This window comes from Pseudomonas sp. Choline-02u-1, from assembly GCF_002836515.1.
Lineage (GTDB): Bacteria > Pseudomonadota > Gammaproteobacteria > Pseudomonadales > Pseudomonadaceae > Aquipseudomonas.
On the sequence record NZ_PJBC01000013.1, the window covers coordinates 337,533 to 359,090 of the forward strand.

Consider the following 21,558-nt stretch of genomic DNA (forward strand, 5'->3'; position numbering starts at 1 on the left):
TTCCAGGTTACCCAAATGAACGATCGGCTCCTTGTCAGCATTGCTATTCCTGCCTTCAATCCTGAATTTTTTCGTGGCGCGCTCCTCAGTGCGATCAATCAGGATTATCCGCATCTGGAAATCGTCATATGCGATGACAGCTCCGGTCCGGAAATCGAGGCAATCTGCGAAGAGTTAGCCAAGACATCGTCAGCGAGCCTGCGTTATGTGCGTAATCACCAGCGTTTGGGTTTTGCCCGCAACCTGCTGGCCTGCTTGAATCACGCATCGGGCGAAATGATCAAGTTCCTCTGCGACGATGACTCCCTGGTCCACCATTGCATCAGTCGCCAGGCCAACGTGCTGCAAGAAAACGAGGAACTGAGCATAGTGATCGGTCAGCGATTGCTTTGCGATGCTGACGACATATTGCTTCCTTCTCGTTTGCTCAACTGCCTGATCTCGCCCACAAGCGCCGTGCTCCACGGTACCGACCTGCTGGCGTGTGTCGCCGATAATACGGTCAACCTGTTCGGCGGCATCAGCCATGCCCTGTTCCGTCGCGCTCAAGTCGAGGAATACCTTGGCTCGCTGGTGCAGGATGGAAAGGGTTTTGTTGCACGCCTGGACATGGCCCTTTACATTTGTTTGCTGCGTCGCGGACATCTCGCCAGCCTGGATCAACTCTTGAGTTTTGAGCGCATGCATCCGGGCCGGCTCAGCCATCAGGTGGCAATGACGGAAGTGTTTGCCTGCGAGAGTGAGTGGCTGCTGCAGATGCTGGCTGCGCGCACCAGTGAGAAGGCTCCTGCCGAAGGCTACGTGCGCTATCTGCCGCTGGTTTCGTATCACGGTGCTGACCCGGTGTGGGAAGAACTGGATCTCCGAAATTTCCTCACCAAACAGATCGCGACTTTCAACCAGCAGGTGGGTACGAGCAGCCTTGATTTCGCTGCGTTGTATGCCGAATGGCTGGAGTGTCGCAGTTTGTCTGAGGGACAGCAGCGTCTGCTGCCCAAGCGCATCGAACAGTGGCCCTGTCAGCCGCGCATCATGCCTGTGGTGTTCTGTCATGAAGATGACGAGCTTGCGCTGCGCGCGACGTTGGACAGTCTGACGGCGCAGTCTTACGCTGCCAGCCGTATTCTGTTGCTGGGGCCTGCCGGTTCAACGTCACCGGCCGTTGCCGGGGTGGAATATCAGGTTCTGCGGGGTGACGGATTTGGCCAGATCAATACCTTGCTGGCCAATGACGCTCAGGCGGACTGGATACTTCTGCTGCAGGCAGGTGATCGTCTACACCCTCATGCGCTGGTCATAATGGCCGAACGCATGGCCTTGCGAACGGACATGCTATGCCTGTACAGCGATGAAGGGACGCACGATGGGCGAGGGCCCTCGATGCCGATTTTCAAGCCCGATTTCAATCTCGATCTGATGCGCAGCTTGCCTTACGTGGGGCGGCAGTTGGCGTTCAAGTGTGAGGCGTTATCGTCGATCGGCGGGTTTGACGAACAGTACGCGGAACTGGCGTCACACGATGTGCTCTGGCGTCTGGTTGAAACCCACGGTTTGCAGGTGGTTGAGCATATCCCTGAAGTGCTCGTGCAGAGTCAGTACAGTTACGCCGACTGGATGCGTGATCCCGCCATTCAGGCCCAGGCCGCACCGGTAGTGCGCGCGCATCTGCAACGTCTGGGCGTCTTGGCCCAGGTCGACAGTACGCCCGATAGCGTAACAACCCGGGTGCGCTATCAGCACCCACAGTCGGCCAGTGTGTCGATCCTGATTCCGGTCTGTGCAGACTTGCTGACCTTGCGCCGTTGTGTCGAATCTTTGTTCGAGCACACCCGTTATGGCGCGTATGAAGTACTGCTGATCGCCAACGGTGATGAATCAGCCGAGGTGCAAGACTGGTTAAAGGCGATGGAAGGGCTGGGCGGCGATCAGTTGCGGGTCGTTGGCGTGCAATCGCGATCTCGAGCAGAGAGCTTGAATCAAGCCAGCGAGCAGGCGCGGGGTGATTACCTTTTATTGCTGGATGCGCAGTGTGCACTGTTCGATGCGCAGTGGCTTGATGAACTCATGCTACAAGCCCAGCGTCCTGAAGTGGGCGTCGTCGGGCCCAAGCTGTTCGGCCGTGATGGCACGGTCGCTGCGGGTGCTTTGGTATTGGGCCTGCGGGGGCTGGCAGGTAACCCGTTTGTGGGTTGTGTCGATAGCAGTTATCTCGATCGTTTGAATGTGGTGCAGAACTGGAGCGCCCTGAGTCTGAATTGCCTGATGGTTCGCCGGACGCTGTTCCGTGAGCTGCAAGGGTTGGACACTGATTCGTTGCGACAGAGTTGGCTCGATGCGGACTTGTGTCTGCGGGCACACGAGCTTGGCTACCTGGTCGTTTGGACGCCTTTTTCCAAAGTGGCGCGATTGGGTATGGCAAGCGCTGCCTCGGCCATCGATCAGGAGGCCGACCAGCAAGCCTTCTATCAGCGGTGGCTGCCCAAGGTCGCTTGTGACCCCAATTACAATCGAAACCTGAGCCTGACCCAGGGAAGCTTCAACCTTGAACCCGGTCTGCGCACTGGCTGGGATCCTTTCATCGACCGCGCGATGCCTTCAGTGCTGGCTTTGCCGTTCAATGCGTCCGGTGTCGGTCACTACCGCGTCATTCAGCCATTCAGTGAGCTGGAACGCGCCGGCTGGATTCAGGGGCGTCTGAGCTACAGCATGCCGAAACCTGTCGAGGCAGAACGTGAAAAGCCGGATGTCATTATCATCCAGCTTCGCTATGCGAACGAAAGCAGCAAGGAGATCGCACGGCTCAAGCAATTCTCCAACGCCCGCCGAATCTTCGAGATCGATGACTACATCATCGATCCGCCGAAAAAGAACGACCATGTCCGAAACTGGCCGGCTGACACCGCGCAAAAACTCAGTCAGGCCATAGGTCTGTGTGATCGGCTCGTCGTTTCTACCGAGCCATTGGCCGATGCGCTGTCACACATGCATCAGGATATTCGTGTGGTACCCAACATGCTCGCAGCCTCGCTGTGGGCCGGGCTGACCAGCGAGCGCCAGACGAGTATCAAGCCGAGGGTCGGATGGGCGGGGGGAACCAGTCACCGTGGTGACCTTGAGTTGATGCTGGATGTCGTCAAATGCCTGGCCGATGAAGTCGACTGGGTCTTCTTCGGCATGTGCCCCGACATTCTTCGTCCCTACGTAAAAGAGTTCCACAGAGGCGTACCGCTGGCTCAGTACCCGCAGAAGCTGGCCAGCCTCAACCTCGACCTGGCCCTGGCTCCGCTCGAGCAGAATCTGTTCAACGACTGCAAGAGCAACCTGCGCCTGCTGGAATATGGCGTGTGCGGCTTTCCTGTGATTTGCACCGACACAAGGGCCTATGCGGGGTACTTGCCATGCACGCGGGTGCGCGAAAACTCGACTGAGCAGTGGTTGGAGGCGATTCGCATGCACTTGTCGGATCCCCAGGCCAGCTACCGTCAAGGCGATGCCCTGCGTGAAGTGGTGTTACGAGACTATTTGCTTACACCGCGTCATCTGCAGCACTGGGCGAATGCCTGGCTGGCGGACTGAACCCTGACGCTCGGCCAAGCCGGGCGCTGAACCCATTATTTGAAACAGGTACGCTATGAACGCAATCGCAACCGGGTCGCGCAGTGATGTTACGGTCGTTCTGCTCGGGCATGAACAGGCGGGCTATCGAGCACGGACACAGCACTTCTACGATCAGAACGAAGTCTCCTTTCTGTCATTGGAGTCGTTGCAGGCCGGCAGCGGGACTTTGTGCAGCCAGCGGCTGGCCCACGCGCTGGATAACGTGACGACACCATTGGTGGTCCTCGCGCTGGACTGCGACTTCATCTTGCCCGCAGCTCTGGACGCTGCCGCTGTTCGTTTGCAGGCAGCCTCGCACGCCATAGGGGCTCAGGGTTACGCACTGGCTTATGCGCTAGGCAATGGGCAAGCGGCTTATCACAAAGTCGGCTCTGTCCGCGCACCCATGTCCGAAGTCAGCGCCACTGCTCGTTTGCGCCAGTACGCCGAGGCGGCCCAGCCTGCCTGGCGAGCGGTACTGCGAGTCGAGGCCTTGCAGAGCGCACTGGCGCAAGTGCCGGGTCACCTGGATTTCTCCGGCTGGCGCGTAGCACTGTCCTATGCACTGCTGGCGCAGGGCGGGATCGAATCCATTGAGCAGACCGATGTGATTTGTGAGTACGCGCCTTGCACGCTGCCCGTTGCCGCTCAGGAAGAGCGCTTCACCCAGGCCGTTCGCGCACTGCTTGAGTGGGATGCGGCCGGGTTTGGCCTGTGCACGGGTGAGGCAGGTTTTGCACTGCTCAACCGTTTTGTCCGCAACACCTTTGCCGCGCTGGAGCAGCCGCTGCTGTTCACTTCGTCCTGGACGAGTGTCAAAGAGGATCCGGAGCGGGTGTTCGAGCCGCGTCAGTTCGTCGAGCTTCCGTACTACAGCGGGTCAGTGTTCCAATACCTGACCTCGCTGGAGTTTCTCTGTCATGCCTGGCCGGCGGGCGGGCAGCAGTTCCAGGCCTTGGAGGGTAGTTGGGTTCGCCAGCGCGAACTCTTGCTGACTCACCCCAACGATACCCGCGGAAGTCTCCAGCATCGTTACTGGCAGGCGCTGGAGTTGGGCCGGTTCAATCGCGAGGTCTGCCAACGGCTGGTCTCGTCCTTGACCAGCGAAGACGACGAAGCTATTGCCAGTGAGCTCAATGCCTGGCTCCAGCGGCTGGCGCAGATCCCGTCTTATGATGCGCAGCAGAGCCTGGCCGCTACCCCTTCGGGCCAAGTGCTGGCGACGCTGGCGGCAGCGACGCCGGATGAGCTCGCGCGTGAACGTGTGTCTGCGCATCTGGCGCGCTCGCCCGGTGAGCAAATCGCATTCGTTGTGCTCGATCTCGCCGACGATGACGACGCCTTGCAAGCCACCTTCGACAGCCTGCTTGCCAGTGGCGTACGCAATTTCAAGCTGCTGGTGCTCAAGGCCGGTAAGCCGCCGGTGATCACCACTGCGCGTGACACCCTGCACTTCATTCAGGTTACGGAGGGCAACTGGGTCGCCCACCTGAATCAGGCCGTGCGCCAATTGCAGAGTGAATGGATGCTGCTGCTGAAGGCCGGTGAGCAGTTGCTCGCTGGCGGATTGCTGCACTTGTCGCTGGAGCTGAGTCATGCAGCAACCTGCCAGGCGATCTGCGCCAACGAAGTGCAACGCGATAGCCACGGGCGCTTGAAGAGCGTCGTGCGACCAGGTGCCGATCTCGATCTGCTGCGCGGTCAACCTGCCCTGATGTCTCGCCACTGGCTGATACGACGTCAGGCCGTGCTCGACCTGGGAGGCTTCGGCGATGCCCAGCCTCAGGCCGTCGAGCTTGACCTGCTGCTGCGTCTGGTGGAATCGCAGGGCGTGGCCTGCCTTGCTCATCTGGATGACTACCTGGTGCTCGGCGAAGAGTCATCGCAGGCATTGATGACCCAGGCCCAGGTAGTGCTGGAACGTCACCTCAGGCTACTGGGCTATCGTGGTCATGTCAGTGACGACGGCACTTGCGTGTTGCAGATCGATTTTCGTCATGCCGCCACGCCATTGGTCAGCATCCTGCTGGCGAGCGAGGAGGGTGCTGCGCCGTTGCAGGCGTGCCTGGCCAGCGTGCTGCAACGCACGCGCTATCCGCGTTACGAAGTGATCGTGGCGTGCTCGGGTGAAAGTGGCGCTGACGAAGTGGGCGAGCACCGTGGAGTGGGCAACCGTGTGCGGGTGTTGAACGCAGAGTCCGGTGCTTCGCGTAACGACTTGCTCAATTTGGCGGCGAGCCAGGCCAAGGGCGAATATCTGGTAATGCTGTCGGCCACCGCAGAGGTCATCAGCCCTGCCTGGCTTGAAGGCTTGCTCAACGAGGCACAACGCCCTGAAGTCGGCGTTGTCGGGGGCGCGCTGTATGGCGCTGATTCAACCCTGGCGCATGCCGGTTATGGTTTATTGAGCGGCCCACAAATTGACTCGCCTTGGCTGGGCACCGCTGATCAATGGCCATTGTCAGTGCGTGGTTGCATGGCTGTTTCCGGGGATTGCCTGATGATGCACAAGTCACTGTTCGAGCAGTGCGGCGGTATGCAGGCGCTGCCAGGTGCGGATATCGAGTTGTGCCTGCTGGCAAAGGACGCAGGCCTTACGGTGGTATGGACGCCGCAGGCTCAGATCAGCGTTGCAGATTTCTCGGCACCTGACGCCGGTGTGGCGCAGGCGCTGGCCGAGCGTTGGCCACAGGCTTTCACCGGGGCGGCATCTGACAAGACGCCTGACACCGTTGGCGAGTTGGCCTGGATGGCGATGTTGTAAGCGCCTTGGCGTGATTACCGGTTAAGTGCGGCTGCTCCCTGGTCAGGGGGGCGGCTTCACGTTGTGACTCACGGGGGTACCCAAGGCGCGAGATACCGCGACGTCGTGTGTCCTTGTCCAAATTCAATAACGAAGTGCCCGCATGAAACCTATTCGAATCGTATGTGGAACGCGCGTGTCTGAGCAGGAGTTCTCCACCGAGACTGCTCTTGGCCGCTCCTTGTTGATCCACCAGTCGGCCAATCCCGTTGAAATCAGGCTTTTTGCCGAGAATACGCAGGGGCTTTCGACTATTTACAACCGCGTCATTGATGAAGCCCGGGACAATCCTGCCATTCTGGTGTTCGTTCATGACGATGTGCACCTGTGTGACTTCTTGTGGAGCGAGCGGATACGCGAAGGCGTTGCAGCGTTCGATATTGTCGGGCTTGCAGGCAACACTCGGCGTGTTGAGGGGCAACCCGCGTGGGCCTTCATTGATGACCGGTTCACTTGGGATCAGGCGTGCTTCCTGAGTGGTATGGTCGGGCACGGCAATAGTTTCCCCTGTGTCGTCTCCAATTTCGGGCCTGTGCCACAACCTTGCAAACTGCTCGACGGGCTGCTGCTTGCGGCGGACAGCGAGCGCCTGGAACAGGCCGGAGTGCGCTTTGACGAGCAATTCGAGTTTCATTTCTATGACATGGATTTTTGTCGTTCGGCTGAATTGAACGGTATGAGCATGGGCACGTGGCCGTTGAGCGTTGTCCATGAAAGCGCAGGTGCGTTCGGTACGCCTGCGTGGCGCGAGAGCTTTCGCCGTTATCAGGAAAAGTATGCCGTTACAGACACCCGAAAGCCTCAGGAGGCTACTGTGCAGAAACAAACGCCGGTCCATCAGTTCCATAACCCGGATTTACTCAAGCTGATGCCTGCCAATGCCAAGCGTGTCGTGGAGATCGGCTGCAGCTCGGGTGCGCTGGCGCGCGAATACAGAAAACTGAACCCCGATGTTCATTACACCGGGATCGAGATCGATGCAGGCTATGCGCAACTGGCACGCGAGCACTGTGATCGTGTGCTTGACATGAATATCGAAACGGCCAGCGATGATTTGCTTGCCGGCGATCTGGCCGCTGACTGCTGGGTCTTCGGGGATGTGCTTGAACATCTTTACGACCCATGGCAGCTCTTGCAGAGAATCCGTGAGGCGAGTGCCCCCGGCAGCTGTGTCGTCGCGTGCATTCCAAATGCTCAGCACTGGAGTGTTCAGGCGCGGCTCAGTGTGGGTGATTTCCGCTATGAAGACTCCGGTCTGTTCGACAGAACACATATTCGTTGGTTTACGCTGACCACCATGCTCGAAATGTTCAACCAGGCCGGTTTGACTGTCGAAGCGGGCGTGCCACGCGTTTTTGAAGAGCCTCAGCGCGAGAGATTTCTGCCAGTGATCCATGCGATGGCTGCGGCGGCGGGGAGGGATCCGGAGATGGCTGTCCAGGATGCGTTACCGTTGCAGTACGTGTTCAGGGCTGTAGCAGGTTGATGTTCTGCGTCGACACCTTATCTTCATTCCGATTGGAAATTTGAAATATGCACCCCACCGCAATGCAAAATGGACAATTGTTTTTCGATACCTATCTGGGTGAAGACTCAACTTGCGTGGTTGTCGAGATTGGCGCACAAAACGTGAACGGGTCACTTCGGGAAGTCGCGCCGTCCAGCGTGCACTACATTGGGGTTGACTTCGTCGTCGGAAAAGGGGTCGACGTTGTCTTGACCGACCCGTACAGCCTTCCGTTCGAGAGTGAGTCTGTCGATGTGATCGTCAGCTCCTCCTGCCTTGAGCACTCAGAAATGTTCTGGCTGTCGTTCACGGAGTGCTTGAGGGTTCTGAAGCCGGATGGCCTTATGTTCATCAACGTGCCCTCTAACGGCGCCTTTCACCGTTATCCGGTCGACTGCTGGCGTTTCTACCCTGACGCAGGGAGTGCCTTGGTCACCTGGGCCAAGCGTCAAGGCATGAACCCCGCGTTGCTGGAGTCCTTCATCACCCCTCAGCATGAGGATGTATGGAGCGACTTCCTCGCCGTTTTCGTCAAAGACGAAGCCTGCATACGCCAGCATCCGAACCGAATGATCAAAGCGATCTCAAAGTTTGAGAATGGCAAGGTTTCCGGAAGTGAGCAGATTTTCAGCTATTTTGAGTTTCCCGAAGACATTCGGCGATTGAACGAAGCTGTTCAACGACTGAGCGCGATGGAAGGTCGTGAGGCCATCGTCAATGATGTCCTGGAAAAGCTTCACGAATTCACCAAAGGCCAGGGCCCTGCAGCCCTGGCCGATCTTGCTTGAAGGCCTGAAGGTCTTCGGCCCGGGAAACAGGAAAACCTCCAGCCAGAAGTTTTCACCAGCCGCCATTCGTGGCGGTTTTCAGTCATGGCGGGTGAAACTGCCTTTGCAAAACCCACCCCAATCAGTGAGCAGGTCGCCCCAGGCTTCGGATGCGCCTCGTGCCGTTTTTGGCCCTGTCGGCAACCGATTCGATAAAAGCGCGTGACTCGGAAGTCACGGCGGGCATCTTCACTGTTATCATTCCCGCAACCGGGACAGCTAAGCCGGCGAACGGTGTTGTCAGGCGTTTGTTGCCTGGCGCGCATTCGTGGTGCCTGGTGGGCATTTTGCTTTTTCTGAATTGGGAAGCCATATGATTGGCATTAAAAGTATCGCCAGTTACGTGCCGGCTGAAGGGCTGGACAATTACGCGCAAGGCGCGAAATTCGGTAAGGACCAGGAATTCATCTTCGGCAAGATCGGTTCGACGTTCTTGCCCCGCAAAAGCGCCGGACAGGAAACCTCCGACTTGTGTGTCGAGGCCGTCAATGCCCTGTTCTCCGGCAACCCTGAGTTGGACCCGGCCTCAATCGACGTTGTGATCGTTGTCACTCAGAACGGCGATGCTGAAGGCTTACCGCACACTGCCGCGATCGTTCAGCACAAGCTCGGTCTGCCGACCCATATCGCCGCCTTCGACATCTCTCTGGGATGCTCCGGCTACGTGTACGGTTTGTATGCCATGAAGGGTTTCATGGAGGCTGCCGGGCTGAAAAACGGTCTGTTGATCACGGCCGATCCTTATTCAAAGATTGTCGATCCTGAAGATCGCAACACCACCATGCTGTTCGGTGATGCCGCAACGGTGACCTGGATGGGCGAAGGTGCGCACTGGCAGTTGGGCAAGTCGCTTTTCGGCACCGATGGCGCAGGCGCGGAATTTTTGCGTACCACCGATGGCAAGTTCTTCATGAATGGTCGTCAGGTCTACAATTTTGCCTTGGTCAAAGTGCCGGCTCACTTGCAGCAATTGCTTGATGCAAGCCAATTGCAAGCCACGGACATCGACCTTTACTGCTTGCACCAGGGAAGCGCGGCGATTGTTGATGCGGTATCCCAGCGTTTCGAGGGCGGTGACCCCAAGCGTTTTGTCAAGGATATGACCGAGACAGGCAATACCGTATCGTCCAGTATTCCGCTGCTGCTTGAAAAGCACGTGATGGGTTCACAGCATAAGCGCGTCGCCCTGAGCGGCTTTGGTGTCGGCCTGTCGTGGGGCTCGGCGATCATTGAGCGCGTTGACTGACAGCCGGTTGCATTAAAGAACGCCGCCTTACCCTGGCGGCGTTTTTGTGTGTGGATTTTCACCATCCATATCTTGCGTTCCGTTCGAGCGACGAGAGCTGCCATGCGCAGGATTCTGTGCGCTGGGGTGTAAATCTGCTGAAACACCCTGAGTCATGTTTGATGATGTGCTGATTTCTGGCGTCAAATCCCCGCGTTTGCTGGGCTGGCGGGATGCCACCAATTATTTTTAAAAAATCAGCTAAAGCAACGTGCCATGACGACGATAACTATTACGAAGGTTCTCTGTGCCACACCCGGCGAATTGCCAAGGCCGGAAGCCGTAGTACCCAACCAACGAGGAATTCGTCATGGCTTTGACTGTTAACACCAACACCACCTCCCTGGGCGTTCAGAAAAACCTGAACCGTGCTTCCGACGCTCTCAGCACTTCGATGTCCCGTCTGTCGTCCGGCCTGAAAATCAACAGCGCCAAAGACGATGCTGCTGGCCTGCAGATCGCCAACCGTATGACTTCGCAAATCCGCGGTCAGACCATGGCAATCAAAAACGCCAACGATGCAATCTCCATCGCGCAGACCGCTGAAGGCGCGATGCAAGAGCAGACCAACATCCTGCAGCGTATGCGTGAACTGGCTCTCCAGGCACGAAACGACTCCAACACTACCGATGACCGTGACGCACTGGACAAAGAATTCCAGTCGATGACCAAAGAGCTGGATCGTATCGCTGCCAGCACCCAGCTGAACAACAAGAATCTGCTCGACGGTAGCACTACCACCGCGATGGTTTTCCAGGTGGGCTCCAACACCGGTTCCGACAACCAGATCAGCATCACCCTGACTGACGCAATGAACACTGCCGGTGCTCTGAGCGCACTGGACGGCAAGGCTATCACTGGTGCTGCTTCCGATATCGAAGCAAACTTCAGTGGCGCGATGACCGCCATCGACGAAGCACTGAAAAACATCAACACCACCCGTGCTGACCTCGGCGCCGTTCAGAACCGTCTGACCAGCACCATCGCCAACCTGCAGAACATCAACGAAAACGCCGAAGCTGCACGTGGTCGTGTACAAGACACCGACTTCGCCGCTGAAACTGCCCAGCTGACCAAGCAGCAGACTCTGCAACAAGCGTCGACTTCGGTTCTGGCCCAGGCCAACCAACTGCCATCGGCCGTACTGAAACTGCTTCAGTAATCGCCTGATGATTGTCGGCGGGGGAGCGCACCTGTGGTGCTCCTCCGCTTTTTACATTGAGAGGTGGTTGGTATGGATATGAGCGTCAAGCTGAACCTGTCTTACCAGGCCACGAAGCCGGTCGAGCAGGCCGCCGAATCACCTGTGGTCAAGCCCTCTCGGGCTGTTGAGCCCATCAAGCCAGCACAGGACGAGGCCGACACCGGTCTTACCGAAGCTGAGAAAGTCAAAAGGGCGCTCAAGGATATCGAGACATTTCTCGCTACCTCGCGTCGTAACCTCGAATTTTCCACGGACGAAGAGTCCGGCAGAATTGTAGTTAAAGTCATCGCCAGTGAGACTGGAGAGCTGATCCGCCAACTTCCTTCGGAAGAGGCGTTGAGAATTGCTCACAGTCTGAGCGATGTAAACAGCCTGTTGTTCGACGCCAAGGTCTGACGGTGGCGGGCGAGCGGCAAGTTCGCTAGTCTTTTACCGACTAGGGGCGGCATGCACTCAAGAGGGAATAGCAATGGCGAGTACGATTTTACCAGGCACGGGTCTGGGTTCCGGCGTTGATATCAACGCCATTGTGAAAACACTGGTTGCGGCCGAGACCGATCCCAAGTCCAACCAGATCAAACGCCAGACCGCCAATAACACCGCCATGCTTTCAGGTGTGGCGTCGCTCAAGAGTGCGCTGTCCGTGTATCAGGCGGCGATGAAAAAACTCAACGACACCGCAGCCCCTTCGTTTAGCGCATACACGGCAACGTCCAGCAGTGACACTACGGTCAAAGCCACGTCGGATAACACGGCGGTGCCGGGTAGCTACATGGTTCGTGTCGAAAATCTCGCCACTTCGTCGAAAGTCGCCACCAAGAACTTCGAAGCGGGGCCCAGTACCCCGATCGCTGAGGGTGACTTGCTGATTACGCAGGACGGCGTGACCCACACTGTCAAGGTTGGCGCCGGTGCGACCTTGCAGTCGGTGCGTGATTCCATCAATACATCGCTCGCCGAGAAAGGCATCAGCGCCAACATCGTAACCGGTGCGGACGGTTCGCGCCTGGTATTCAGTTCCACGATGACCGGTAAAGAAACCGATATATCGGTTGGAGGCATTGCCGATCTAGAAATCCCTGCTGGACAGGAAATGGTCGGTGACGGTGCTGGCTATGTCGGCGAGAAGGCCGAGGATGCGCTGATCTATGTGGACGGTATCAAGGTCTCAAGCAAGACCAACACCGTCACTGGCGCGATCAGTGGTATCAGTCTTGATCTGCTTCAGGAGACCGGAACTGACCCGGGCAAGGCGATCAAGGTCACCGTGGGTGAAAACACCGAGGGTTTGAAAACATCGATTCAGGCCTATGTCGATGCGTACAACACACTGGTCAAGACCGCCAACAACCTGACGGCTACCTCGAAGGACGAAGAAGGCAATCTGGTGCTGGGGTCGCTGACCAACGACCCGACTACGCGAGCACTGCTTTCGGATCTGCGCAAGCAGCTTGCCACGGAGAGCAACGGTGATCGACTCACTAGCCTTAGCCAGTTGGGCATCAATACACAGAAGGACGGTACGCTTGAATTCAACGGTGTCAAATATGACACTGCTATGAAAGAGAAAAAGCTGGGCGCCGATGTGCAGCAGCTTTTCAGCGGCACCAATGGTGTCTTCGAGCGCATGAACAAGGCGATCGAACCCTATCTGCAAACCGGCGGTATTCTCGATACGCGCAAGAACGGTCTGGACAAGCTGCAAACCGACCTTACTAACCAGCAACTGGCGCTGGGTCGTCGTATCGACGCGCTGACCGAGACGCTGACCAAGCGCTACGTGGCCATGGACACCCTGGTCGGCAAGCTTGAGGCGCAACGCAAGAACATCGTCTCGATGTTCAACTCCATCGAGGCGCAGCAGAAGAATTCCTGACCGCCTGACAGGTTGTAAGCCCGGCTAGCCATCACAGGCGCTCCGGGCTTTCGCGTTTGTGCGCTAAAGTTTTTTGCTGCGCAGACGATAAAGGCAATATGAACATTTTCGTTGTAATGAGGTAGAACATGAATCCTATGTTGGCCCTTCGGCAATACCAGAAAGTCAACGGCGTGGCTCAAACCTCCGAGGCGAGCCCGCACCGCCTGGTACAGATGCTGATGCAGGGTGGCCTGGATCGTATCGCGCAGGCCAAGGGCGCCATTGCGCGTAATGATGCCGCCCAGAAAGGTATCCTGATCGGCAAGGCCATCGGTATCGTTGGCGGCCTGCGTGAAGGGCTCGATCTGGAAAATCAGGCCGAAGCCTTGGCGGACATCGATTCACTCTACGCCTACATGAGCAAACGCCTTGTCGAAGCCAACATTAAAAATGACCCCGAGATCCTCAATGAGGTAGCGCGCCTGCTGATTACCTTGAAAGAGGGGTGGGATGCAATTGGTGATCAGGTTCCCGACGCCTAGGAGAACACCATGAGTGCTGTGCTCGAACGTATCGAACAAACCCGTTACGCACTGCTCGGGGCGCTGGAGAGTCGTGATTGGGGAACCATCACCGAACTTGATCTGAGCTGCCGCGTTTGCGTCGAGGATGTGCTTGCGCAAACGTTGGACAATGAGCAGAGTGTGCGCAGCAGTCTGCAAGATCTGCTCGACGTGTACCGCCAGCTGATTGATGTGGCGTGTGAAGAGCGTCAAACAATAGTCGATGAAATGGCAAAGATTCGCCAAGCGAAAAATGCCGCAAACATCTACCATTTGTTCACGTGAAGCGGGCCGATTAGTAAAACCACTGCGCCATAAATTTGACTGTGCACGGTTTTTTGACTTAACTAGTGGCTATTATCAGGTTTAGGGCGTCTACAGGCACATGGTGTCCTGCAAGCGTCTCGCTTGCCTTATTTTTCGGGCATTGAGTTGACTAGGGAAGTTGCTATTGCATGTGGCGTGAAACCAAAATTCTGCTGATCGATGACGATAGCGTCCGCCGCCGCGACCTGGCGGTGATTCTGAATTTTCTTGGCGAAGAAAATTTACCCTGCGGCAGCCATGACTGGCAGCAGGCTGTCGGCTCTTTGTCGTCTAGTCGTGAAGTCATTTGCGTACTGATCGGGACGGTTAATGCTCCTGGCGCGCTTTTGGGCTTGCTAAAGACACTCGCAACCTGGGATGAGTTCCTTCCGGTTTTGTTAATGGGCGATAATTCTTCCGTTGACCTGCCTGAAGACCAGCGTCGCCGGGTTCTGTCGACCCTGGAGATGCCGCCCAGCTACAGCAAATTGCTCGATTCGCTGCACCGCGCCCAGGTCTATCGCGAAATGTACGACCAGGCCCGCGAACGCGGCCGTCATCGCGAACCCAACCTTTTCCGCAGCCTCGTCGGCACCAGTCGTGCCATTCAGCACGTCCGTCAGATGATGCAGCAAGTGGCGGACACCGACGCGAGCGTGTTGATCCTCGGCGAGTCCGGCACCGGCAAGGAAGTGGTCGCGCGCAACCTGCATTACCACTCCAAGCGCCGCGACGCGCCGTTCGTGCCGGTCAACTGTGGGGCAATCCCGGCAGAGCTGCTCGAAAGCGAACTGTTCGGCCACGAGAAGGGCGCCTTCACCGGCGCGATCACCAGCCGTGCCGGGCGTTTCGAACTGGCCAACGGCGGCACGCTGTTCCTCGACGAAATTGGCGACATGCCGCTGCCGATGCAAGTCAAGCTGCTGCGCGTGCTGCAGGAGCGTACCTTCGAGCGCGTGGGCAGCAACAAGACCCAAAGTGTCGATGTGCGCATCATTGCCGCGACCCACAAGAATCTCGAAAGCATGATCGAGATCGGTTCGTTCCGCGAAGACCTTTACTATCGTCTGAACGTATTTCCGATCGAAATGGCGCCGTTGCGTGAGCGCGTCGAAGACATTCCGCTGCTGATGAACGAACTGATCTCGCGCATGGAGCACGAGAAGCGCGGTTCGATCCGTTTCAACTCCGCTGCGATCATGTCGCTGTGCCGCCACGGCTGGCCGGGCAACGTCCGCGAGCTGGCCAACCTCGTCGAGCGCATGGCGATCATGCACCCGTACGGGGTGATCGGCGTGGTCGAGTTGCCGAAGAAATTCCGCTACGTCGACGACGAAGATGAGCAAATGGTTGACAGCCTGCGCAGCGATCTCGAAGAGCGCGTGGCCATCAACGGCCATACGCCTGACTTCAGCGCCAATGCGCTGTTGCCGCCGGAAGGTCTGGATCTCAAGGATTATCTCGGCGGTCTTGAGCAGGGCCTGATCCAGCAGGCGCTGGACGATGCCAATGGCATTGTTGCCCGTGCCGCTGAGCGTCTGCGCATTCGTCGCACCACGCTTGTCGAGAAGATGCGCAAGTACGGAATGAGCCGGGCCGGAGGCGATGAACAGGCGGATGATTGACGCCTGTTTTCCAACCGCTTCATTTATAAGCTGTTTTTTTTAGGCACGGGTATTGCTATAGCCCTCGCAACGTTCCGTTTCACTGACGGTCAGCCAAGCGAGAGAGCCCAATGCCCCAAGCCGCCCAGATCTCTTCTGCCTCCAATATCGTGGGGCATCCCTCGTCCGTAGAGCAGGCAAGTCGTCAGGGGCTTGAGCAGGCCTTCCAGCTGTTCAACCAGATGTCGAGCCAGTTGACCGACTCCTACAGCCTGCTCGAAGCGCGGGTCACCGAGCTCAAGGGTGAGCTGGCCGTGGTCAGCGCCCAGCGCATGCAGGAGCTGGCGGAAAAAGAACGCTTGGCCAATCGCCTGCAAAACCTCCTCGACTTGCTACCTGGCGGCGTCATCGTCATTGATGGCCACGGTCTGGTGCGCGAAGCCAATCCGGCCGCCATCGACTTGCTCGGCTCGCCACTCGAAGGCGAGCTCTGGCGCCATGTCATCGCACGCTGCTTCGCCCCGCGTGAAGACGACGGTCACGAAATTTCCCTGAAAAACGGTCGACGCCTGTCGATTTCCACCCGCTCGCTGGACGCCGAGCCGGGGCAGTTGGTGCTGCTCAACGACTTGACCGAAACCCGGCATCTTCAGGATCAACTGGCACGGCATGAACGTTTGTCTTCGCTGGGGCGCATGGTCGCGTCCTTGGCGCATCAGATTCGCACGCCGCTGTCCGCCGCTTTGCTCTACGCCAGTCATTTGACTGAGCAGCAATTGCCGCTGGAAACCCAGCAGCGTTTTGCCGGGCGGCTCAAGGAGCGCCTGCACGAACTGGAACATCAAGTGCGCGACATGCTGGTGTTCGCCCGTGGTGAATTGCCCCTGACCGACCGCATTACGCCGAATGCCCTGATGCAGTCGCTGCAGGCAGCGGCGCTGACTCATGTGCAGGGCCTGCCAATCCGCTGGCAGTGCGACAGTCATGCTGGCGAGCTGCTGTGCAACCGCGACACACTGGTCGGGGCATTACTGAATCTGATTGAAAACGCCATTCAGGCCAGCGCCGGCGAAGCGCGCCTGAAAGTGCATTGCTACACCAGAGGCAACACCCTGCGCTTGTGTGTCAGCGACAGCGGCAGCGGCATTGAGCCGACAGTTTTGGCGCGCCTCGGCGAGCCTTTTTTTACCACCAAAGTCACCGGCACCGGCCTTGGCCTGACCGTGGTCAAAGCGGTGGCCCGCGCACATCAGGGAGAATTGACCCTGCGTTCGCGAGTCGGGCGCGGCACTTGCGCGCAGGTCAGCCTGCCACTGTTTTCCGCTGCACAGGGAGTTGAATAATCGTCATGGGCATCAAGGTGTTGCTGGTCGAGGATGATCGTTCGTTGCGCGAAGCGCTGGCCGATACGCTGCTGCTCGCCGGCCACGACTATCACGCCGTCGGCAGCGCCGAAGAGGCGCTGACGGCGGTCGCGCAGCATGCCTTCAGCCTGGTGGTCAGCGACGTCAACATGCCGGGCATGGACGGGCATCAATTGCTCGCCTTGCTGCGCGCGCGTCAACCGCAATTGCCGGTGCTGCTGATGACCGCCCATGGCGCGGTCGAGCGTGCGGTCGATGCGATGCGCCAGGGCGCGGCGGATTATCTGGTCAAGCCGTTCGAACCCAAAGCGCTGCTTGATCTGGTCGCGCGGCATGCGCTGGGCAGCATCGACGCAGGCGAAGCGGACGGCCCCGTCGCCGTTGAACCGGCCAGTGCGCAGTTGCTTGAGCTGGCGGCACGGGTGGCGCGCAGTGACTCCACTGTGTTGATCTCTGGCGAGTCCGGCACCGGAAAAGAAGTGCTGGCGCGCTACATTCACCAGCAATCGCCGAGAGCCAGTCAGCCATTCATTGCAATCAATTGCGCGGCGATCCCGGACAACATGCTCGAAGCGACACTGTTCGGTCATGAGAAGGGCTCGTTCACTGGCGCCATCGCCTCGCAGGCCGGCAAGTTCGAACAGGCGGACGGCGGCACCATTCTGCTTGATGAAATTTCCGAAATGCCGATGGGCTTGCAGGCCAAACTGTTACGCGTACTGCAGGAGCGTGAGGTCGAGCGCGTGGGTGCGCGCAAGCCGATCAGCCTGGATATCCGCGTGGTCGCCACAACCAACCGCGATCTTGCTGGCGAGGTTGCAGCGGGGCGCTTCCGTGAGGATCTGTTTTACCGCTTGTCGGTTTTCCCTCTGGCCTGGCGTCCACTTCGCGAGCGCACTGCCGATATCCTGCCGCTGGCGGAAAAGTTGCTGGCCAAACACGTCAATAAAATGAAGCACGCAGCAGCGAAGCTGTCCCCCGAGGCGCAGGCCTGCCTGACCGCGTATCCGTGGCCAGGTAATGTACGTGAACTGGACAACGCCATTCAGCGCGCGCTGATCCTGCAGCAGGGCGGTTTGATTCAGCCGCAGGATTTTTGCCTGAGCGGTGCGGTGACATTTGCGTCGCTGCCGGTCACTGCACCGGTGATTCGCGAGGTGGAAATCGAGGCGGACTCCTCCGGCGCCCTGGGCGATGACCTGCGCCGCCGGGAGTTTCAGATGATCATCGAGACCCTGCGCGCTGAGCGTGGCCGGCGCAAGGAAGCTGCCGAAAAGCTCGGCATCAGCCCGCGGACTCTGCGCTACAAACTGGCGCAAATGCGCGACGCCGGGATGGACGTCGAAGGCTATCTGTTCGCCACCTGATCGATGCTGCAAAACATTCCAGATGCTTTTCTCAGAAGGGTGCCCATGAGCTGGCACCCTTGTTGCTAATACCTGTGTACCCGCCGAGTGAGTGTCAAAAAATTGCGGGCCGCCCAAGAGAGTAGACCATGAGCCAAGGTATTGAATTTAATCGGTTGATGATGGACATGCAGGCCATGAAAGTGGATGCCATGTCTGCGCGTAAATCGACTGCCGCTGTCCCTGAAATCGCGGGCAGCAGCTTTTCCGACATGCTCGGTCAGGCGATCAATAAAGTCAGCGATACCCAGCAGGCGTCGACTCAACTGGCCAATGCTTTCGAGATCGGCAAGAGCGGTGTCGACCTGACTGACGTCATGATTGCGTCGCAAAAAGCCAGCGTGTCGTTCCAGGCTCTGACCCAGGTGCGCAACAAGCTGGTCCAGGCTTACCAAGACATCATGCAGATGCCGGTTTAAGGGCGAATTAAGTCATGGCAGAAGCAGTCGCTGATAACGTTCCGGCCAAGGCCACCCCGATCGACGGCAAACCGCCGCTGTTCGGCCTGTCCTTTCTGGATAATCTTTCCCAGATGACCGTGCTGCGTCAGGTCGGCCTGTTGGTCGGTCTGGCTGCAAGCGTGGCGATTGGCTTTGCCGTGGTGCTGTGGTCGCAGCAGCCGGATTACCGTCCACTGTACGGCAGCCTTGCCGGCATGGACGCCAAACAGGTCATGGAAACCCTGGCCGCCGCTGACATTCCTTACAACGTAGAACCCAATTCCGGCGCCTTGCTGGTCAAGGCCGACGACCTGTCCCGTGCGCGGATGAAACTCGCTGCCGCTGGTGTCACTCCCAGCGATGGCAATATCGGTTTCGAAATCCTCGACAAGGAACAAGGTCTGGGCACCAGCCAGTTCATGGAAGCGACCCGTTATCGTCGCGGCCTCGAAGGCGAACTCGCGCGGACCATCTCCAGCCTGAACAACGTCAAGGGTGCTCGCGTGCACCTGGCGATTCCGAAGAGTTCGGTGTTCGTCCGTGACGAGCGCAAGCCAAGCGCTTCGGTACTGGTCGAGCTGTACAGCGGGCGTTCGCTGGAGCCGGGGCAGGTGGTCGCGATCATCAATCTGGTGGCGACCTCCGTTCCGGAATTGAGCAAATCGCAGATCACCGTCGTCGATCAGAAGGGCAACCTGCTTTCCGATCAGGCGGAGAACTCCGAGATGACCATGGCCGGCAAGCAGTTCGATTACAGCCGCCGCATGGAAAGCATGCTCACCCAGCGCGTGCACAACATTCTGCAACCGGTACTGGGCAACGATCGCTACAAGGCTGAAGTTTCGGCCGACGTCGATTTCAGTGCCGTCGAATCGACCGCCGAGCAGTTCAACCCTGATCAGCCGGCGTTGCGCAGCGAACAGTCGGTCAATGAACAACGCACCGCCAGCAATGGCCCGCAAGGTGTGCCGGGTGCCCTGAGCAACCAGCCACCGTCGCCGGCCTCGGCGCCGCAGACCACCGGCGGTACCGCTGCAGCGGCCGGCATGATCCAGCCGGGTCAGCCACTGGTCGACGCCAACGGTCAGCAGATCATGGACCCTGCCACCGGCCAGCCAATGCTCGCGCCGTATCCGGCCGACAAGCGTCAACAATCGACCAAGAACTTTGAGCTCGACCGTTCGATCAGCCACACCAAACAGCAGCAGGGCCGTCTCAATCGCCTGTCGGTGTCGGTGGTGGTCGATGATCAGGTCAAGATCAACCCGGCCAACGGTGAAACCAGCCGCGCGCCGTGGAGCGCCGACGAATTGGCGCGCTTCACGCGACTGGTGCAGGACGCCGTCGGTTTCGACGCCAGCCGTGGCGACAGCGTCAGCGTGATCAACATGCCGTTCTCCGCCGAGCGCGGCGAAGTGATTGCCGATATTCCGTTCTACTCCCAGCCATGGTTCTGGGACATCGTCAAACAAGTGCTGGGTGTGCTGTTCATCCTCGTGCTGGTGTTTGGTGTGCTGCGTCCGGTGCTCAACAACATCACCGGCGGTGGCAAAGGCAAGGAGCTGGCCGGTCTGGGCAGCGACGTGGAACTCGGTGGCATGGGCGGCCTGGACGGCGAACTGGCCAACGACCGCGTGAGCCTCGGTGGTCCGCAGAGCATTCTGTTGCCGAGCCCGAGCGAGGGTTATGACGCGCAGCTGAATGCAATCAAGAGTCTGGTAGCTGAAGACCCGGGTCGCGTGGCTCAGGTCGTGAAAGAGTGGATTAACGCAGATGAGTGATAACCGAGCCGCCACCGTCAAACTGACCAAGGTCGACAAAGCCGCGATTCTGCTGCTGTCCCTGGGTTCGACCGATGCTGCGCAAGTGCTGCGCCACATGGGCCCCAAAGAGGTTCAGCGCGTCGGCGTGGCCATGGCGCAGATGGGCAACGTACATCGCGAACAGGTCGAGCAGGTGATGAGTGAGTTCGTCGACATCGTCGGCGATCAGACCAGCCTCGGCGTCGGTTCCGACGACTACGTGCGAAAGATGCTCACCCAGGCCCTGGGCGAAGACAAGGCCAACGGCCTGATCGACCGCATCCTGCTCGGTGGCAACACCAGCGGCCTCGACAGCCTGAAATGGATGGAGCCGCGCGCAGTCGCCGACGTGATCCGTTACGAACACCCGCAGATCCAGGCGATCGTGGTCGCGTACCTCGATCCGGATCAGGCCGGTGAAGTGCTAGGCAACTTCGACCATAAAGTGCGTCTGGACATCATCCTGCGCGTTTCGTCGCTGAACACCGTGCAACCGGCTGCCTTGAAAGAACTCAACCAGATTCTCGAGAAACAGTTCTCCGGCAACTCGAACGCCTCGCGCACCACACTCGGTGGTATCAAGCGTGCGGCCGACATCATGAACTTCCTCGACAGCTCGATCGAAGGCCAGCTCATGGACTCGATCCGCGAAGTCGACGAAGACCTGTCCGGTCAGATCGAAGACCTCATGTTCGTGTTCAACAACCTGGCGGACGTCGACGACCGCGGGATTCAGGCGCTGCTGCGCGAAGTCTCGTCCGACGTGCTGGTGCTGGCCCTCAAGGGGTCGGACGAAGGCGTCAAGGAAAAGATCTTCAAGAACATGTCCAAGCGTGCGGCCGAACTGTTGCGCGACGACCTCGAGGCGAAAGGCCCGGTGCGCGTCAGCGACGTCGAGACCGCGCAGAAGGAAATCCTCACCATTGCCCGTCGTATGGCCGAAGCCGGCGAGATCGTGCTCGGTGGCAAGGGCGGCGAGGAAATGATCTAAG

The 21,558-nt window shown here is 58.5% G+C and carries 16 protein-coding genes; all 16 read left to right on the forward strand.

From position 1 onward, the window contains the following. Window positions 1–15 precede the first annotated feature (15 nt). The 16 genes from CXF97_RS11690 to fliG all read left to right on the forward strand — a co-directional run bounded on the left by CXF97_RS11690 (window position 16) and on the right by fliG (window position 21,557). The gene (locus CXF97_RS11690) at window positions 16–3,576 is read left to right on the forward strand and encodes a glycosyltransferase (RefSeq protein WP_101158625.1); all 3,561 of its coding nucleotides are present in this window, start codon (window positions 16–18) and stop codon (window positions 3,574–3,576) included. 55 nt (window positions 3,577–3,631) lie between these two features. Beyond that, window positions 3,632–6,361 (forward strand): glycosyltransferase, encoded by a 2,730-nt coding sequence (locus tag CXF97_RS11695; protein ID WP_101158626.1) that lies wholly within the window; start codon window positions 3,632–3,634, stop codon window positions 6,359–6,361. Window positions 6,362–6,503: 142 nt separating this feature from the next. Beyond that, complete coding sequence (locus CXF97_RS27985; protein ID WP_157830881.1) at window positions 6,504–7,886, forward strand: bifunctional 2-polyprenyl-6-hydroxyphenol methylase/3-demethylubiquinol 3-O-methyltransferase UbiG; 1,383 nt, start codon at window positions 6,504–6,506, stop codon at window positions 7,884–7,886. 47 nt (window positions 7,887–7,933) lie between these two features. Continuing rightward, window positions 7,934–8,695 (forward strand): class I SAM-dependent methyltransferase, encoded by a 762-nt coding sequence (locus tag CXF97_RS11705; RefSeq protein WP_101158627.1) that lies wholly within the window; start codon window positions 7,934–7,936, stop codon window positions 8,693–8,695. Between the two features lie 352 nt (window positions 8,696–9,047). Beyond that, window positions 9,048–9,980 carry a ketoacyl-ACP synthase III gene (locus CXF97_RS11715; protein ID WP_101158629.1) on the forward strand — a complete coding sequence of 311 codons (933 nt, stop codon included), beginning with the start codon at window positions 9,048–9,050 and terminating at the stop codon, window positions 9,978–9,980. A 349-nt stretch (window positions 9,981–10,329) separates the two neighbouring features. Beyond that, window positions 10,330–11,181, forward strand: a complete 852-nt coding sequence (locus CXF97_RS11720) for a flagellin domain-containing protein (RefSeq protein ID WP_101158630.1) — start codon at window positions 10,330–10,332, stop codon at window positions 11,179–11,181. Between the two features lie 72 nt (window positions 11,182–11,253). Beyond that, entirely contained in the window at window positions 11,254–11,619 is a 366-nt protein-coding gene (locus CXF97_RS11725) for a flagellar protein FlaG (protein WP_101158631.1), read from the forward strand. 73 nt (window positions 11,620–11,692) lie between these two features. Then, entirely contained in the window at window positions 11,693–13,099 is a 1,407-nt protein-coding gene (gene fliD / locus CXF97_RS11730; RefSeq protein WP_101158632.1) for a flagellar filament capping protein FliD, read from the forward strand. Window positions 13,100–13,227: 128 nt separating this feature from the next. Beyond that, window positions 13,228–13,623 (forward strand): flagellar export chaperone FliS, encoded by a 396-nt coding sequence (fliS, locus tag CXF97_RS11735; RefSeq protein WP_101158633.1) that lies wholly within the window; start codon window positions 13,228–13,230, stop codon window positions 13,621–13,623. A gap of 9 nt (window positions 13,624–13,632) precedes the next feature. Beyond that, window positions 13,633–13,929: a flagellar protein FliT gene (locus CXF97_RS11740; RefSeq protein WP_101158634.1), complete on the forward strand. Its 297-nt coding sequence runs from the start codon at window positions 13,633–13,635 to the stop codon at window positions 13,927–13,929. Window positions 13,930–14,099: 170 nt separating this feature from the next. Continuing rightward, the gene (locus CXF97_RS11745; RefSeq protein WP_041479014.1) at window positions 14,100–15,575 is read left to right on the forward strand and encodes a sigma-54 dependent transcriptional regulator; all 1,476 of its coding nucleotides are present in this window, start codon (window positions 14,100–14,102) and stop codon (window positions 15,573–15,575) included. 110 nt (window positions 15,576–15,685) lie between these two features. Continuing rightward, window positions 15,686–16,897 carry a PAS domain-containing sensor histidine kinase gene (locus CXF97_RS11750; RefSeq protein WP_101158635.1) on the forward strand — a complete coding sequence of 404 codons (1,212 nt, stop codon included), beginning with the start codon at window positions 15,686–15,688 and terminating at the stop codon, window positions 16,895–16,897. Window positions 16,898–16,902: 5 nt separating this feature from the next. Continuing rightward, the gene (locus CXF97_RS11755) at window positions 16,903–18,285 is read left to right on the forward strand and encodes a sigma-54 dependent transcriptional regulator (protein ID WP_101158636.1); all 1,383 of its coding nucleotides are present in this window, start codon (window positions 16,903–16,905) and stop codon (window positions 18,283–18,285) included. 128 nt (window positions 18,286–18,413) lie between these two features. Beyond that, window positions 18,414–18,743 carry a flagellar hook-basal body complex protein FliE gene (fliE, locus tag CXF97_RS11760; protein WP_016771081.1) on the forward strand — a complete coding sequence of 110 codons (330 nt, stop codon included), beginning with the start codon at window positions 18,414–18,416 and terminating at the stop codon, window positions 18,741–18,743. 14 nt (window positions 18,744–18,757) lie between these two features. Beyond that, the gene (fliF, locus tag CXF97_RS11765) at window positions 18,758–20,545 is read left to right on the forward strand and encodes a flagellar basal-body MS-ring/collar protein FliF (RefSeq protein ID WP_101158637.1); all 1,788 of its coding nucleotides are present in this window, start codon (window positions 18,758–18,760) and stop codon (window positions 20,543–20,545) included. Further along, window positions 20,538–21,557, forward strand: a complete 1,020-nt coding sequence (gene fliG, locus CXF97_RS11770) for a flagellar motor switch protein FliG (protein ID WP_016771079.1) — start codon at window positions 20,538–20,540, stop codon at window positions 21,555–21,557. The genes fliF and fliG overlap by 8 nt, the downstream gene beginning before the upstream one ends. Window position 21,558 lies beyond the last annotated feature (1 nt).

Excerpts from the sequence above, each read along its gene's own strand:
- CXF97_RS11690 (WP_101158625.1), top strand. The coding sequence starts at position 16 with ATGAACGATCGGCTCCTTGTCAGCATTGCTATTCCTGCCTTCAATCCT.
- CXF97_RS11695 (WP_101158626.1), top strand. The coding sequence starts at position 3,632 with ATGAACGCAATCGCAACCGGGTCGCGCAGTGATGTTACGGTCGTTCTG.
- CXF97_RS27985 (WP_157830881.1), top strand. The coding sequence starts at position 6,504 with ATGAAACCTATTCGAATCGTATGTGGAACGCGCGTGTCTGAGCAGGAG.
- CXF97_RS11705 (WP_101158627.1), top strand. The coding sequence starts at position 7,934 with ATGCACCCCACCGCAATGCAAAATGGACAATTGTTTTTCGATACCTAT.
- CXF97_RS11715 (WP_101158629.1), top strand. The coding sequence starts at position 9,048 with ATGATTGGCATTAAAAGTATCGCCAGTTACGTGCCGGCTGAAGGGCTG.
- CXF97_RS11720 (WP_101158630.1), top strand. The coding sequence starts at position 10,330 with ATGGCTTTGACTGTTAACACCAACACCACCTCCCTGGGCGTTCAGAAA.
- CXF97_RS11725 (WP_101158631.1), top strand. The coding sequence starts at position 11,254 with ATGGATATGAGCGTCAAGCTGAACCTGTCTTACCAGGCCACGAAGCCG.
- fliD (WP_101158632.1), top strand. The coding sequence starts at position 11,693 with ATGGCGAGTACGATTTTACCAGGCACGGGTCTGGGTTCCGGCGTTGAT.
- fliS (WP_101158633.1), top strand. The coding sequence starts at position 13,228 with ATGAATCCTATGTTGGCCCTTCGGCAATACCAGAAAGTCAACGGCGTG.
- CXF97_RS11740 (WP_101158634.1), top strand. The coding sequence starts at position 13,633 with ATGAGTGCTGTGCTCGAACGTATCGAACAAACCCGTTACGCACTGCTC.
- CXF97_RS11745 (WP_041479014.1), top strand. The coding sequence starts at position 14,100 with ATGTGGCGTGAAACCAAAATTCTGCTGATCGATGACGATAGCGTCCGC.
- CXF97_RS11750 (WP_101158635.1), top strand. The coding sequence starts at position 15,686 with ATGCCCCAAGCCGCCCAGATCTCTTCTGCCTCCAATATCGTGGGGCAT.
- CXF97_RS11755 (WP_101158636.1), top strand. The coding sequence starts at position 16,903 with ATGGGCATCAAGGTGTTGCTGGTCGAGGATGATCGTTCGTTGCGCGAA.
- fliE (WP_016771081.1), top strand. The coding sequence starts at position 18,414 with ATGAGCCAAGGTATTGAATTTAATCGGTTGATGATGGACATGCAGGCC.
- fliF (WP_101158637.1), top strand. The coding sequence starts at position 18,758 with ATGGCAGAAGCAGTCGCTGATAACGTTCCGGCCAAGGCCACCCCGATC.
- fliG (WP_016771079.1), top strand. The coding sequence starts at position 20,538 with ATGAGTGATAACCGAGCCGCCACCGTCAAACTGACCAAGGTCGACAAA.